The following is a 15,761-nucleotide window of genomic DNA, read 5'->3' on the forward strand; positions in this document are numbered from 1 at the left end:
CGGGCGAGCGCCCTGCTCAGCTCTGGTTGAAGAAGCCGTCGGCCGGCCGGCCGGCGGCTTCGCCGTTGACCACCTGGGTGTGGGCCGGGGACAGCAGGAAGACCCGGGTCGCCACGCGTTCGATCGAGCCGTGCAGCCCGAAGATCAGCCCCGCGGCGAAGTCCACGACGCGCTTGGCGTCGCCCGGGTCCATGGCGGTGAGGTTCACGATCACCGGCACACCGTCCCGGAAGAGCTCACCGATGGCGCGCGCGTCCCGGAAGCTGTCCGGGGTGACGCTGGCGATCCGGCGGCCCGTGTCCTCGGCCTTCTCGGAAGCGACCTGGACCCGCGGGTCGGTCACCCATGGCTGATTCGTGCCGGTCTCCGCATCCTCGGAGTACTCGTCATCGTAGTACCGCTCGTCGTTGTCCTCCACGAGGCCCAGCCAGGCGCTCGCCTTGCGCACCGATCCCATGGACGCCTCCTCTCACCGCGGTTCGTTGGTGTTCCGTATCTCTTTCCTATCCCCATGGTCGTCCATGATGCGGATACAGCGCCAAGGGGATAGCCGCCGCGCAGGCGATTCGTAACGCTACTGGTGCAGAACATGTGGCGATTCGTCAGGGTACCTACCGCATCTAGGGGGTTGCGGAACGAAAATATGATCCTGCCCGCCCGTACGGGTGATATGGGGGGCGTACGGGTGAACGGATCGCTCGATACGATGCACGCCGCGCAGGCGCATGAGCGCTACTCGTCAGACGAACGGCTCCCGGGGGATCGTTGTGTTCGGAATCGTGAGGCCATGTACCCATCGGCTCACCGAAGGGCTCAAGACGGAGTGGATGGCTCATCTCTGCGGGCTGTGCCTCGCTCTTCGGGCGGACCATGGCCAGTTCGCACGCGTCGTCACGAACTACGACGGCCTCATCGTCTCGGTCCTGACGGAGGCTCAGGCCGAACGCTCCGCGGAGCAGCGGCGTACCGCGGGGCCCTGCCCGCTGCGCTCGATGCGGACGGCGCCGGTCGCCCGCGGCGAGGGGGCCAGGCTGGCAGCCGCCGTATCACTCGTGCTGGCGTCCGCGAAGGTGCGCGACCATGTGGCCGACCGTGACGGGCTGTTGAAGCGGCGTCCGGTGGCCGCCGCCGCGCGCCGGGTCGCGGCGGGCTGGGACAGGGCGGGGGCGCGCACCGGGGCGGAGCTCGGCTTCGACACGGCGCTCCTGGTCGACGCCGTCGACCGGCAGACCGGGATCGAGTCCCTCGCGGGGCCCGGCACCCCGCTGCTGACGGTCACGGAACCCACCGAGACGGCGACGGCCGCGGCCTTCGCGCACACCGCCGTCCTCGCGGGCAAGCCGCAGAACGCCGCGCCGCTCGCCGAGGCCGGGCGGCTCTTCGGGCGGCTCGCCCATCTGCTGGACGCCGTGGAGGACCGCGAAACTGACGCGGCGTCGGGGGCGTGGAACCCGCTCACCGCGACCGGTACACCGCTCGTCGAGGCCCGCCGCCTGTGCGATGACGCCCTGCACGGAGTGCGTCTCGCAATGCGGGACGCGGAATTCACCGACAGCACGCTGGCGCATGTCCTCCTGGTGCACGAGCTGCGGCGTTCCGTGGACCGGGCCTTCGGCTCCGCGGCGTGCTCGCACCAGCCGGAGGGAGAGCCCTCGGGGGCGTTCGGTCCGCCGCCCGGCAACCCGTACGCCCCGACCCCCGGCAACCCGTACGCCCCGACCCCCGGCGGCCCTGCGGGCCCGCCCCTTCCGCCCGAGCCGCCCCGCAACCGGCGTGGACTCATCGCCGGCTGTCTGGTCTGGGCCGGGCTCGCCTGCACCTGCCAGCTGTGCTGCGCCAACAGCTTCCACGACCCCTGGAGCGGTCAGGAGCGCGAAGGGCTCTGCCACAAGAACGACTGCTGCGACTGGTGCGAGGGCTGCGGGGAGGGCTGCAACTGCTGCGGCAACTGCTGCAGCTGCTGCGACGGCTGCGACTGCGGCTGCGACTGCTGAAGGTACGTCAGCCGGTCGCACCTGGATACCGACGTGGCCCCGGGTCTCACGTCAGTACCGGTCCCTGATCCCGGGTGTCATCTGATCCCGGGTCTCACCTGATCTCCGGCGGGGAGATCTGCGAGGTCCGGTTCGCCGATTCGGAGGTGCGGGGTCACCCGATCCGCAGACGGTGAGCGAGAGGGTGGCCGCGGTGATGAGTGCGAAGGCAGCGGTCTGCCGGGTCCGGGGCCCACTTCTTCAGGATGCGGTCGTATGTCCCGTCGGCCTCGAGGCTGTTGACCGCGGCCTGGAAGGCAGGCGCCAGCGGGGTCCCCTACTTGAAGGGCATGACGGAGTTTCTCCGGGTTCGTCGACCGCACCCCGGTGCCTGGGCAGCACGGGACGTCGCGGCGGGAGATCAGCGAGACGAGGGGAGGGCCGAGCGGTGTTGTGTGCGCGAAGGGACGCGAGGGCATCCACTCGCACACCGACAGGGGCGCGAGCGGGAAGAACGAGGACGCAGGGGGGTCAGCTCAACAGGAACAGGACCACACACGACCGAAGTCGATGTGGGAGCGGGTGACCAGCCACAGCTGCGAATACATGGCCCAAGTGGAACAGGCATCCGGTTGCGCGTCAACCGAGGCGAGACGTACGGCTCACACTGTGGACGCGCTTGACAACAGCGTCGGGTGGCGCTTTTCTCTGAAGCGGACCGGCGCTGAGGGGCCCGGTCCACGTTGTGTCACGCACCGAAGGCACGCCCCGTGTTCGATCTCTGCATCCACGGAGCCTTCGCATGTCCGCGCAGACAGAAATCCATGCCCCGTCACCTGCCGCCCCACCGGGCGAACGCGCCGAGAACACCGCCCCGCGCATCGTCCCCGTACGTCGGACAGGCCAGTGGGCCGCGGCCGTTGTCGTCCTGCTCCTGCTCGCGGGGGCCCTGGTCTCCGTCGTCCGCAACGGCGCCTTCCAGTGGGGCGTCGTCGGTGACCACCTCACGACCGGCCCGGTACTGCGAGGCCTGGGCCTCACCCTGTGGCTCACCGGCCTCGTCATGGTGCTCGGCTTCGCCCTCGGCACCCTGCTCGCGGTGTTCAGGCTCTCCGGCAACCGCGTACTCCAGGCGGTGAGCTGGGGCTACATCTGGCTGTTCAGGTCGACACCGATCCTGGTCCAGCTGCTCTTCTGGTTCAACATCGGCGCCCTGTACCCGCAGATCCTCGGCGTCAGCACCGTCAACCTCCTCGGTCCGGTCGCCGTCGCCGTCATCGGGCTCACGCTCCACGACGCCGCGTACGCCGCCGAAGTGGTCCGCGGCGGCATCCTCTCCGTCGAGCGCGGACAGCTGGAGGCAGCGCAGTCCCTCGGCCTCGGACCGTGGCGCCGGCTCCGGCGGATCGTGCTGCCGCAGGCCATGCGTTCCATCGTCCCACCCGCCGGCAACATGCTGATCGGGACGCTGAAGGGCACCTCGATCGTCAGCGTCATCGCCGTGCAGGACCTGTTGTACTCCGTGCAGCTCGTCTACCACCGCACCTACGAGGTCATCACGCTGCTGCTGGTCGCCACCCTCTGGTACGTGGCCGTCACCTCGCTCCTGTCCATCGGTCAGTACTACGTCGAACGCCACTACGCACGCGGCTCGGCGGGCGCACGGTGACCGGCGCACCCGTGCTCGTCGTCATCGGAGGCGGACCGCGCGGCACCGGAGTCGTCGAACGCATAGCCGCCAACGCCGCCGAGCTGTACGGCGACCGGCCCCTGGACATCCACCTCGTCGACCCGTACCCGCCCGGCGGCGGCCGCATCTGGCGGCAGGAGCAGTCCCCGCTGCTCCGGATGAACTCCATGGCCGAGGACGTCACCATGTTCACCGACGACACGGTCCAGCTGGACGGCCCGGTCCGGCCGGGCCCCGCCCTGCACACCTGGGCCGCGGACGTCCGCGAAGGGCGGACCGCCGTCGCCGCCGACCCCGCGGTCCTGGGCGAGATACACCGCCTCGGCGAGCACGACTTCCCCAGCCGGAGGCTGCAGGGCGCCTATCTGCGCTGGGTGTACGAACAGACGCTCGCCGCGCTCCCGCCCGGCATCACCGTCCACGAACACACCGGCTACGCGCTGCGTATCTCCGGACCCCGTGGCGGCCGGCAGCGTGTCCGGATCCAGGGACGGCCCGAGCCGCTCGTCGCCGATCTCGTCGTACTGACCGTCGGCCACCTCGACGCCCGGCCGGACGAGGAACTGCAGGAGCTGACCGCCTTCGCCACGCGCCACCAACTGGTCCACCTGCCACCCGACTTCACCGCCGACACCGACCTGACGGTCCTGCCCGCGGGGGAACCCGTCCTCGTGCGCGGCTTCGGCCTCGCCTTCATCGACCTGATGGTGCTGCTCACCGAGGGGCGCGGCGGGCGCTACGAGAACGGGGCCTACGTCCCCTCCGGCAAGGAGCCCGTCCTGCACGTCGGGTCGCGGCGAGGCGTCCCGTACCACTCGAAGATCGGCTACACCTGGCAGGGCGAACGGCCGCCCCTGCCCCACCACTTCGGCCCCGACCAGGTGGCCGACGTTCTCGGCATCCCCGGCCCCGTGGACTTCCGGCGCGACCTGTGGCCGCTGGTCGCCAAGGAGCTGGGCCACGCCCACTACCACCGGCTCTTCACCGCCCATCCCGGGCGCACCGCCATGGACCGGGGAGACTTCGCGGAGAAGTACGCGGCGGCCGAACCCGGCAGCCCCGAGCTCGCGGCCCTCGTCGCCTCGGCGGTCCCCGACCCGGCCGACCGGCTGGACCTCGACGCCCTCGACCATCCGCTCGACGGGGTGCGCCATGCCTCGTACGACGCCCTGCAGGACGGACTGCGCGCGTACATCACCGCCGACCTCGAACGCCGGCACGACCCCCGGCACAGCCCCGACCTCGCCGTCTTCCTCGGACTGCTCTCCGTCTACGGACAGTTGACGGGCTCGGGTGACATCGGCGAGGGGTGGCACGGCTTCTTCAGCCATCTCGCCTCCGGCCCGCCCGGCCCCAGACTGCGCCAGCTCCTCGCCCTCTCGCAGGCCGGCGTCGTCCGCTTCCTCGGCGCAGACATGACCGTCGAGGCCGACGAGGAGCAGGGCGTCTTCCGCGGCCGCAGTGCCACCGTGCCCGGCACGTACACCGAAGCCCGCGTCCTGGTCGAGGCCAGGCTGCCCGCCCCCTCACTGCGCAGGTCCCGCAGCCCGCTGCTGAGCGGACTGTACGAGGACGGTGCGGCCGGCACCGACGCGGGTCTGCTCTCGGTCGATCCCGCCGACGGCCGGATCCTGGACCGTGAGGGCCGCCCCCACCCGCGGCGCTTCGCCCTCGGCCCCTACACCACCGCACGCTCCAGCGGCGCCTTCACCCGGCCGCGCACCGGCGGTCCGGCCTTCCGGCAGAACGACGCCACCGCCCGTACGGCGCTCGCCTTCCTGCGCGACCTCTCCTGTCGGGACCGCCTCACCGCGTGAGCACGGCCCCTGTCCGCCCCCTGTCGCAGAAGGAACCTCCACCGTGTCGCTGACCAGCGATCCAACTGACCCCGAGAGGTCCCGCATGTCCGCCACCAGGCCACTTCACCTCGCCGCCGAGATCGGCGGCCCGCCACGCTACGACGCCGCCTCCCACATCGCGCTGGCCCGGCTCGCCGAAGGAGGAGCGCTCGACTTCGTCACCCTGAACGACTCCTTCGCACGCCCCGGCCCCGACGCGCTCGCCGTGCTCGCGCGCGTCGCCCCCGCCACCAACCGGATCGGGCTCGTGCCGACCGTCACCACCACCCACACCGAGCCCTTCCACGTCTCCTCCGCCGTCGCCACCCTCGACTGGGTCAGCAAGGGCCGGGCCGGCTGGCAGGCCGACGTGTCGACGACCGAGGCCGAGGCCCGGCTGTTCGGCCGACGCCCCGCCGCCCCCGCCACCGCGCTGTGGCAGGAGGCGGGGGAGGCCGCCGACGTCGGAGCGCGGCTGTGGGACAGCTGGGAGGACGGCGCGGAGATCCGGGACGTGGCCACCGGCCGCTTCGTCGACCGCGACAAGCTCCACTACGTCGACTTCGAGGGCCGTCCGCGGCCCGGCCATCGTGCCGAGGCCGCCGCAGGGCCGGCCCGTCACCGTCATCGACGCCACGAGCGTCCCGGCCCGCGAGCCCGCCGCACGGCACGCCGACGTCGCCTACATACGGGCCACGTCACCCGAACAGGCCGCCGCGCTCCGCGGCGAGCTGCGCCGCTCCGCCGCGGCCCACGGCCGCGACCCCGACGGCCTGCGGGTCCTGGCCGCCCTCACCGTCGACCTCGGGGACGCCGAGACCACCCCGGAACCCGGACTCGGGAGCGGCCCGCAACTCGCCGGGCGGGGGACCTACTTCCGGGGCGGCCCGGTGGACCTCGCCGAGGTCATCACACAGTGGCACCGGGGCGGGGCCGTGGACGGTTTCCACCTCACCCCCATCACACCGGAGCGCGATCTGGAGAGGATCGTCAACGGGACCGTGGCGCTGCTCCAGCACCGCAGTCTGTTCCGCACCTTCCACCCGGGCGGCACGCTCCGGGAGCACCTCGGCCTCGGCCGCCCCGCCAACCGCTACACGCTCGCGGGCACCTCAGGGGCGACGTCATGAAGCAGATGCACCTCGCCGCCCACTTCCCGGGCGTCAACAGCACCACCGTGTGGGCCGATCCCCGCTCGCGGAGCCAGATCGACTTCAGCTCCTTCGAACACCTGGCCAGGACCGCCGAGCGGGGCAAGTTCGACTTCTTCTTCCTCGCGGAAGGGCTGCGGCTGCGCGAGCACAACGGCCGCATCCACGACCTCGACGTGGTGGGCCGCCCCGAATCCCTCACCGTCCTCAACGCGCTGGCAGCCGTCACCGAACGCCTCGGGCTCGCCGCTACGGTCAACGCGACCTTCAACGAGCCGTACGAGCTCGCCCGCCGCCTCGCCACGCTCGACCACCTCAGCGAGGGCCGCGCCGCGTGGAACGTGGTGACCTCGTCGGACGCCTTCACCGGCGAGAACTTCCGCCGCGGCGGCTACCTCGACCGTGCCGACCTCCCCCGAGCTCTCGGCTCCGCTCGACCCGGGGGAACCCCCTACACCCGCGCCGCCGAGTTCGTCTCCACGGCACGTGAGCTGTGGGACTCCTGGACGCCCGACGGCACCTCCCGTCCGTTCGCGCACTCCGGGCAGCACTTCGAGATCTCCGGGTAGTTCACCGTCCCCCGCTCGCCCCAGGGCCACCCCGTCGTCATCCAGGCAGGGGACGCCGACGAGGGCCGCGAGTTCGCGGCGTCCACCGCCGACGTCATCTTCACCCGGCACGGCACCCTGGAGGCGGGCCGGACCTTCTACGCCGACGTCAAGGCGCGCCTCACGAAGTACGGCAGGCAACCGGGGGACCTGAAGATCATGCCCGGGGTCACCGTCGTCCTGGGCGGGACGGACGAGGAGGCACAGCAGACCGCCGCCGGGATCCGCCGGCAGCAGGTCTCCCCGCAGAACGCGATCCTCGCCCTCGAACAGGTCTGGGGACGCGACCTCTCCTCGTACGACCCCGACGGGCCGCTGCCGTCCGTCGACCCCGACCCCGGATCGAGCCTGGTGCAGGGCCGGGTCCGGGTCGCGGACCCGCTGGCCGTGGCCGCGAGGTGGCGGGAGCTCTCCGAGGCCAAGGGGCTGTCCATCCGCCAGACGGTCATCGAGTCGACGGCACGGCAGTCCTTCATCGGCTCCCCCGGGACGGTCGCCGCGGAACTGGAGAAGTTCGTCGCCGAGGACGCGGCCGACGGCTTCATCCTCGTACCGCATCTCACCCCGGGCGGACTGGACGACTTCGTCGACCGGGTCGTCCCGCTCCTCCAGGAACGCGGATCCTTCCGCTCGGAATACACCGGCTCCACGCTGAGGTCGCACCTCGGGCTGACCGAGCCGGTATGGAAAGGTTGACCGCATGAGCACGGACGCACAGCAGGACAGCGAGGAGTTCCACGCCTGGCAGCGCTGGCACGAGGGACGGATCGTCGCCGTCGCCGCGCCGCACGGCCCGCTCTCCCTCACCGGTACCCACTGGCTCGCGGACCATCCGGAGGGGCGAATTCCGGCCGTACCCGGGCTGTGGCGCGAGGAGGGTGGCGACGTGGTGCTCGCCGCCACCCCCGAGGACGGGCTGACCGTCGACGCGGAACCACTGGCCGGAGAGGTCCGCCTGGGCGCCGACCGGGGCCCCATCGACGCGTCCAGGGTGGCGCAGGGCGAGCGCCGGCTGGTCGTGCTGAGCCGTGAGGGCCTGTGGGCGGTGCGGGACTTCGACCCGCAGTCCCCGGCCCGCCAGGCGTTCCGGACCGTCGACGCCACCCCGTACGACCCGACGTGGTCGCTGGACGGGGTCTTCCGGCCGTACGGCTCCGACCGGACCGTCCGGGTGGAGAACGCCGACGGGCGCGAGAGGGGGCTGGGGCTCTCGGGCGAGATCGCCTTCACGGTGGACGGCGCCGAGCACACCCTCCAGGTGGCGGTCGAACCCGACGGTTCGCTCTGGGCCGTCTTCGCCGACACCACCAGCGGGGAAAGCAGTTACCGTTTCCGCTTCCTGCGGCCCCCGGCGCCCGACGCCGACGGCGGGGTGCGGGTCGACTTCAACCGCACCTTGCTGCCGCCGTGCGCCTTCGCCGACCACTTCATCTGCCCCTTCCCGCCGCCGGGCAACACCCTCACGGTGGCCGTCCCGGCAGGGGAGCGGAACCGTATCGACGGCTGATCCGTCCCACCCGCGACGAGAGGGCCGGCACACCGGTCCCAGCAGCCCCGGGGCTGCCGGGGCCGGCATCCGAGCGTGCCGAACCGGCCGAAAACGCATCCTTGCGCGGCACGTTGGCGCCCCCCGATACTCCCGAGCAGCGCCAGTCAGGAGCACGAGCCTCCGGAAAACGAACGCGTCCCGGAGCATTGTCGTGTCTCATGACCGCGCCTCACGGGCCCGGCCACCCCACACGCGGGCCCCCGACTCCCCTCGGGAGGAACGAGAAGTGAGGATCAAGCGCACCAACCCCCGCAACGGCGGCACGGCGAGACGCAGCCGGATCACGGCCGTCTCCGCGGGCCTCGTGGCCGTCGCCGCCCTCGCCGTCCCCACGGCCAGCGCCGACCAGACCGGAACATACAGTGCGAGCCAACTCGGCGCGGCCGACGAGGCCGTCCTCGACGCGGACGTCGCCGGGACCGCCTGGAACGTCGACCCGGCGACCGGACGGCTCGTCGTCACCGTGGACAGCACCGTCTCCCAGGCGGAGATCAACCACATCAAGGAGTCGGCCGGAGCCAACGCCGGGGCCCTGCGCATCGAACGCACCCCCGGGACGTTCAGCAAGCTGATCTCGGGCGGCGACGCGATCTACGCGTCCGGCTGGCGCTGCTCCCTGGGGTTCAACGTCCGCAGCGGCAGCACCTACTACTTCCTGACCGCCGGTCACTGCACCGACGGCGCCGGCACCTGGTGGTCCGACTCGGCCCGCACCACGGTCCTCGGCACCACCACGGGATCGAGCTTCCCGACCAACGACTACGGCATCGTCCGCTACACCAACACGTCGGTCACCAAGTCCGGCACAGTCGGCAGCCAGGACATCACCAGCGCGGCCAACGCCACCGTCGGCATGTCCGTCACCCGCAGGGGCTCCACCACCGGTACCCACAGCGGCTCCGTCACCGGCCTCAACGCCACGGTCAACTACGGCGGCGGGGACATCGTCTACGGCATGATCCGCACCAACGTGTGCGCCGAACCCGGCGACTCCGGCGGCCCTCTCCACTCGGGCACCCGGGCGATCGGCCTCACCTCGGGCGGCAGCGGCGACTGCACCTCCGGAGGGACGACCTTCTTCCAGCCGGTCACCGAAGCACTGAGCGCGTACGGCGTCAGCGTGTTCTGACGTCCACGCGTTTTCCGTCCGGCGGCCCTCAGGCGTGTCGCTGCGCCGTTGAGGGCCGCAGGGCGGGCCGATTGATGGCTCGGCGTGCCCGTGGTGCCGCCGCGGTCGGCCTTCATCCACACGAGGTGCGCCTGCTTCCCACGGGCCTGCCTCGTGACCTGCAGTCACGATCGCTAAGGTGCTGAGCCGATGGATCCTGGCTGGCTCTCCTGGCGGACCGGAGCGGTTTGTGTGGTTTGCACGTCGGCGTTCACTTGGCCGCCCAGAGTCATCACGTTGAGAGTTGCCGAGTTCTCGCTGGCTATAGCACTTTCTACGCGGGCGACTAAAGTGGTGAAGCTTTCGCCTTCCGAGAGTCCGGCATAAGGGCCCACCTTGGTCTGGAAGTAGATACGTTCGTGGCCGAGTAGCTGTTCGGTGGACCTGTAGTTCTTCCACTGTTCGCGGTAACGGTAGACGCTTTCCAATGAGACGGAGCCGACCACTACCAAGCTCAGCACAGTAGCCGTGAGTTTTGAGAACGGTAGGTCAAGATTGACCAGAACGGGGACCAAGGCGCCGCCCACGACGGACATGGTCCGCATCCGCAGATGCATCGCTTTGGTCTTTACGGCTTTCCGGTCGTACCAGGCCTGGTATTGGTCGAGCCTGCTCTCCACGTAGTCGTGCACCGTGGTCACAGGTCGGGACGGAATGGGGTGTGAGGTGGTCGACGCAGCGGCATCCTTACTGGGCATGAGGGTGAGTACATCGGGGGTGGAGCGATCCGGTCAACCCTGCGGCCCCGGACTCGCTGGGAGCCCCCGTTGTCGGATCATCGCGCCCACTGCTCCGAAGCCTTCATCGACAAGGTTGTGATCGACCTCAGGGGTCGCAGTCCCACTCACGAATCGACCCTGAACCGGCGAAGTGGCTGAACGGCGACCGAGTCACCTCGCCCTCGTGTGCATCACAGCGAGTAGAAATACAGGCTGATGCTGTCGCGCCCGGCAAGGACTGCGACCCACGTTCCGTCAACCGCAACCAGCGGCGACGGATCGGTGACATCGAACAGGAGCTGTGAGTCTCCCACTCGCAGCACAGCTCCACCTTCTCCCGTGAGAGTCAGACGACCCCGGATGGCGGCCTGACTGCCGTCCTCGCTCAACTCCGGCGAGCCAAGGGCCACTGGCTGAGTGTTTCCACCCCAAGCCAGGTCGTCATCGACATTCAGCTCCACAGAGTGCTCACACCCGTCGGTCCCGCACCAGAATGCGACAGCGGGGGCCCACCCCCGAGCGCACCCGGACCGTCGCAGCCTCGCCGGAGATCTTTCGCACTGCTTCTGTCGGACCAATACCCGTCCAATGATTCGCGGACACCGCATTACCGAACACTTCCGCCAGGAGAGATGCCTTTTGAGTAGTCATCCCATTTGGTGGGTCGGTAGGCTGTTGGTCATGGTCGGGATTCCTGAGCGGCTTGGTCGGTCGAGTTGCGGACCGGGTAGCGCAGCCGCATTTGAGTCAGGTGACGTCTCGACCGCCGGCGCACCGGACGTTGACAACTGAGGGTCCCTTGGTCGACCTGCGGATCACTTGGCATGCACGACCCTGCGACGGATGCGGAGGACGTATGACACTCGGTCGTGACGGGCGTATCGTCACTTTCTACTCGTACAAGGGCGGCACGGGGCGCACCATGGCCCTCGCGAACACCGCCTGGATCCTCGCCGCCAACGGCAAGCGGGTGCTGGCCGTCGACTGGGACCTGGAAGCCCCGGGGCTCCACCGGTTCTTCCACCCCTTCCTCGACCCCTCGACACTCGGGGCCACCACCGGCGTGATCGACCTGATCACCGAGTACGCCTGGGCCGCGACCGCCCCCGCCCAGCGGGCGGACGACTGGCACCGCGACTACGCCCGCATCCAGCCGCACGCCGTCTCGCTCACCCCCGAGACGCTCGGCTGGGAGTTCCCCCGGGGCGGAACGCTCGACTTCGTCTCCGCCGGGCGCCAGAACCGTGAGTACTCCGCGACCGTCTCCACCTTCGACTGGGACAACTTCTACGACCGGCTCGGCGGCGGCCACTTCTTCGACGCCCTGCGGGACGACATGAAGGCCAACTACGACTACGTCCTCATCGACAGCCGCACGGGCCTGAGCGACATCGCCGACATCTGCACCGTCCACCTCCCGGACGTGCTCGTCGACTGCTTCACCCTCAGCGACCAGTCCATCGACGGCGCGGCCTCGGTCGCCCGGCAGATCGCCGAGCGCTACACCGGCCGGCCCATCTCGATCTTCCCCGTCCCGATGCGGATCGACGAGGGCGAGCAGGAAAAGGTCGACGCGGGCCGCGCCCTGGCCCGGCTGAAGTTCGACCGGCTGCCGCGTGATCTCTCTGGTGACGAACTCGCCGCCTACTGGCACGCGGTGGAGATCCCCTACCGCCCCTACTACGCGTACGAGGAGACCCTCGCCACCTTCGGCGACGAGGCCGGGCTCAGCAACTCGCTGCTGTCCGCCTTCGAGCGCCTCACCGCGGTCGTCACGCAGCACGAGGTCACCTCCATGCCCCCGGTGGGAGAGGAGGTCCGGTTGCGCATCCGTGACGCGTTCACCCGTCGCAGGCCCGCCCTGCCCGCCGACCTCTTCCTCAGCTATGTGGCGGAGAACCGCATGTGGGCCGACTGGGTCGAGTCGGTCCTCACCCGGGCGGGTTTCCGGGTGGTCCCGCGCGACGTCTCCGCAGGTACCGGGGACGTCGCGCACGCGGCCGAGACCGCGACCCGCACCGTCGTCCTGCTCTCCAGTGCCTATCTCAAGTCGCAGCGGGCCGTGGACCTGTGGGACAGGGCGGTCTCCGAGGACCCCGGGGGCGGTCGGCGCCAGCTGCTGCCGCTCAGGGTCAGCGACGTCCGGCTCTCCGCGCCGTACATCGACCGGAATCCGGTCGACCTGTTCCGGCTGGACGAGGTCCACGCCACGACGGCCCTGATGCGCGCGCTGGACCGGCCGGTGCAGCTGGGCGACGGGATGTCCCCGGGGCCCCGCTTCCCCGGAACCGTCCCCAGGATCTGGAACGCGCCACCCCGCAACCCCGGCTTCACGGGCCGCTCCCTGGTGCTGGAGCGGATGCGTGACCAGCTCGGTGGGGGCATGGCCGTGGTGCCGCCGCAGCCGCAGGCGCTGTACGGCCTCGGTGGCGTCGGCAAGACGCAGGTGGCGCTGGAGTACGTACACCGCTTCATGGCCGACTACGACCTGGTGTGGTGGATATCGTCCGAGCAGATCGACGACGTGGTGGCGAGCCTCGCCGAACTCGCCGTACGGCTCGGCGCCCAGGGCGGCGACGACATGGCGGCGGCCTCGAAGGAAGCCGTGGACCTGCTGCGGCGGGGTGTGCCATCGGAACGCTGGCTGCTGGTGTTCGACAACGCCGACGACCCCGAGCGCCTCAGCCGCTACTTCCCGCAAGGAGGCTCGGGCCACATCCTCGTCACGTCCAGGAACCAGTCGTGGTCCCAGCACGGTGACGCGCTTCCCGTCGACGTGTTCCTGCGGGAGGAGTCGGTCGAGCACCTGCAGCGCCGTGCGCCGGGGCTGAGCGACGAGGACGCCGCCCAGGTCGCCACCGCCGTCGGGGACCTGCCGCTCGCGGTCGAACAGGCGGCGGCATGGATCGCGGAGACCGCCACCCCCATCGACAGCTACCTGGAGCAACTGGCCCGCCAGGCGCCCCAGGTCCTCGCCCTGAACCAGCCGGCCGGCTACCCGGAACCCGTCGCCGCCACCTGGAACATCTCCATCGAACGACTCAAGGAGCGTTCGCCGGCCGCGGTGCGGCTGCTCCAGCTCTGCGCGTTCTTCGCACCCGAGCCGATCTCCGCCAACCTCCTCTACAGCAAGGAGATGATCGAGGCACTCAAGCCGTACGACGCCTCGCTCCAGGAGAAGCTGGTACTCGGCCGGGTCATCCGGGAGATCGGCCGGTTCGCCCTGGCGAAGGTCGACCAGGTGTCGAACTCCATCCAGGTGCACCGCCTGGTGCAGGCGGTGATCAGGGCCCAGCTCAGCGAGGAGGAGCAGCGCGAGGCCAGGCACGTCGTCCACCGCATCCTGGCGGGCGCCCGCCCCGACGACGACGAGCCGATCGACAACCCCGGGACCTGGCCGCGCTTCGCCACGATCTGGCCGCACCTCGGCCCGTCGGACGCGCGCAACTGCAAGGACCCGGAGACCCGCAGGCTGCTCATCGACCGGGTGCGCTACCTGTGGAAGCGGGGAGACGTCCGGACGGCCGGCAGACTCGGGGACGAGCTCCGTGACACGTGGCGGGACATGCTCGGCAACCGGGACCTGCAGTACCTCTACCTCTGCTTCCACCTCTCCGACATCATGCGTACCCGCGGCCGGTTCGTGGAGGCCAAGGAGCTGGACGAGGTGACCCTCGACCGGCAGCGGGAGGTGCTGGGGCCGGAGCACCCGCACACGTACATGACCACCAGCAGCCTGGCGATCGACCTTGGGCTGCTCGGTGACTACGGCAGGGCGATCGAGCTGGCGACCGCGGCGCACGAGGGGTTCAGCCAGATCTTCCACGACAGGCACCCCCGCACACTTGCCGCGGCCAACAACCTGGCGCTGAACCTGCGGAGCGTCGGGCAGTACGCACGCGCCAGGGAGATCGACCAGGACGTCTACGACCTGCGGTCCGAGGTCCTGGGCCCGGAGCATCCGTCCAGCCTGTCCTCCGCGATGTGCCTGGCTCGCGACCTGCGCGAGGTCGGACGGTACGAGGACTCGGTCGGTCTGCTCAGCCGTACGTACGACAGCTTCAAGGCGACCCTCGGCCGGACCTGTCCCACGACGCTGAGCGCCGCCAAGAGCCTGGCGGTCTCGCTGCGCAGGGCGGGGCAGCTCGAGGACGCGCGGAGGCTGACGGTGGCCACCCGGGCCAGGTACCGGGCCAAGTACACCGCGGCCAACCCCGAATCCCTGGCCTGCGACCTCAACATGGCGGCCGACCTGTTCGCCGCGGGGGAGGCCGTGGAGGCCAGGGGCACCGCGCAGGAGGTGGTGGACGAGTACATGAAGGTGCCGGGGGAGCAGCACCCGTACACCCTGGCCGCGCAGAACAACCTCGGCGTCTACCTCTCGGGAACCGGTGCGCCTCTGGAAGCGGAGGCGCTGCTGACCCGGGTGGTCGCCTCGATGCGCGAGGTGTTCGGGCGGGAGCACCCGAACACGCTGTTCTCCGTGACGAACCTGGCCAACGCCACGGCCGACCGGGGCGGGCTCGAGATTGTGCTGGAGACGGAGCGCACGGTGGCCGGTCAGCTGCGGGAGGTCCTCGGGGCGCACCACCCGGAGACCCTGGCCATGACCTCGAACATCGCGGTCACGCTCGACGCGATGGGCCGCGAGGACGAAGCGCTGAGGCTGCGGGCGGAGACCGGCGACGAGCTGGCCCGGCAGCTCGGTGACGAGCATCCGCTGACCCGGATAGCGCGGACCGAGAGAAGGTTCCGCCGTGAACTGGAGCCCATGACTGTGTGAGCCCGAGGGCCCGGTGCCGGACGTGTCGTGACGTGTCCGGCGCCGGAGCCGCACCGTGATCGGCTGGCCACGGCTTACCTCTCTTCCAGCAGCCGGTTGAGCACGCGGTCCTGGTGGAGCGTCAAGTGCCCCTTTCACACCGGCTGTTCAGTGACGACCCATCCGAGGCGGCACGGCACTCTCTGTCGGGACGAGCCGATGGTGTTCGGGACGTCCGAGGGCGTCCGGTGGCGTTCGGCTTCAGGAGTGCTCTCCACGGCATCCGGACTCCAGGGGCTACTA

Annotated in this window: 9 protein-coding genes and 2 pseudogenes; 8 read left to right on the forward strand and 3 right to left on the reverse strand. The window is 70.4% G+C overall.

Going from position 1 to position 15,761, the window contains the following annotated elements; translation table 11 throughout:
- Positions 1–16: 16 nt before the first annotated feature.
- Positions 17–457 (reverse strand): cell division protein SepF, encoded by a 441-nt coding sequence (locus tag JOC24_RS27265; protein ID WP_205023059.1) that lies wholly within the window; start codon positions 455–457, stop codon positions 17–19.
- A 310-nt stretch (positions 458–767) separates the two neighbouring features.
- On the opposite strand from JOC24_RS27265, the gene JOC24_RS27270 reads away from it, so the two are divergent.
- From JOC24_RS27270 to JOC24_RS27300, 7 genes and pseudogenes are all read left to right on the forward strand, one after another.
- Positions 768–1,994, forward strand: a complete 1,227-nt coding sequence (locus JOC24_RS27270; RefSeq protein ID WP_205023060.1) for a DUF5685 family protein — start codon at positions 768–770, stop codon at positions 1,992–1,994.
- A gap of 781 nt (positions 1,995–2,775) precedes the next feature.
- Positions 2,776–3,642, forward strand: a complete 867-nt coding sequence (locus tag JOC24_RS27275; RefSeq protein WP_205023061.1) for an amino acid ABC transporter permease — start codon at positions 2,776–2,778, stop codon at positions 3,640–3,642.
- Positions 3,639–5,480, forward strand: a complete 1,842-nt coding sequence (locus tag JOC24_RS27280; protein WP_205023062.1) for an FAD/NAD(P)-binding protein — start codon at positions 3,639–3,641, stop codon at positions 5,478–5,480. The genes JOC24_RS27275 and JOC24_RS27280 overlap by 4 nt, the downstream gene beginning before the upstream one ends.
- A gap of 85 nt (positions 5,481–5,565) precedes the next feature.
- Positions 5,566–6,631 (forward strand): annotated as a pseudogene (locus JOC24_RS27285) (LLM class flavin-dependent oxidoreductase).
- Positions 6,628–7,956, forward strand: a pseudogene (locus JOC24_RS27290) (NtaA/DmoA family FMN-dependent monooxygenase). The pseudogenes JOC24_RS27285 and JOC24_RS27290 overlap by 4 nt, the downstream one beginning before the upstream one ends.
- A gap of 4 nt (positions 7,957–7,960) precedes the next feature.
- Complete coding sequence (locus JOC24_RS27295) at positions 7,961–8,767, forward strand: DUF1684 domain-containing protein (RefSeq protein WP_205023063.1); 807 nt, start codon at positions 7,961–7,963, stop codon at positions 8,765–8,767.
- A gap of 268 nt (positions 8,768–9,035) precedes the next feature.
- Positions 9,036–9,938, forward strand: a complete 903-nt coding sequence (locus tag JOC24_RS27300; RefSeq protein WP_205023064.1) for a S1 family peptidase — start codon at positions 9,036–9,038, stop codon at positions 9,936–9,938.
- 173 nt (positions 9,939–10,111) lie between these two features.
- Here JOC24_RS27300 and JOC24_RS27305 read toward each other — a convergent pair whose 3' ends face one another.
- Positions 10,112–10,618, reverse strand: coding sequence for a DUF4231 domain-containing protein (locus JOC24_RS27305; RefSeq protein ID WP_307792764.1), 507 nt, complete (start codon positions 10,616–10,618; stop codon positions 10,112–10,114).
- A 269-nt stretch (positions 10,619–10,887) separates the two neighbouring features.
- Complete coding sequence (locus tag JOC24_RS27310; RefSeq protein WP_307792765.1) at positions 10,888–11,157, reverse strand: hypothetical protein; 270 nt, start codon at positions 11,155–11,157, stop codon at positions 10,888–10,890.
- 395 nt (positions 11,158–11,552) lie between these two features.
- Between JOC24_RS27310 and fxsT the strand changes: the two genes are divergently transcribed.
- Positions 11,553–15,479: an FxSxx-COOH system tetratricopeptide repeat protein gene (gene fxsT, locus JOC24_RS27315; RefSeq protein WP_205023066.1), complete on the forward strand. Its 3,927-nt coding sequence runs from the start codon at positions 11,553–11,555 to the stop codon at positions 15,477–15,479.
- Positions 15,480–15,761 lie beyond the last annotated feature (282 nt).

It is taken from the genome of Streptomyces sp. HB132, from assembly GCF_016909575.1.
Classification (GTDB): domain Bacteria; phylum Actinomycetota; class Actinomycetes; order Streptomycetales; family Streptomycetaceae; genus Streptomyces.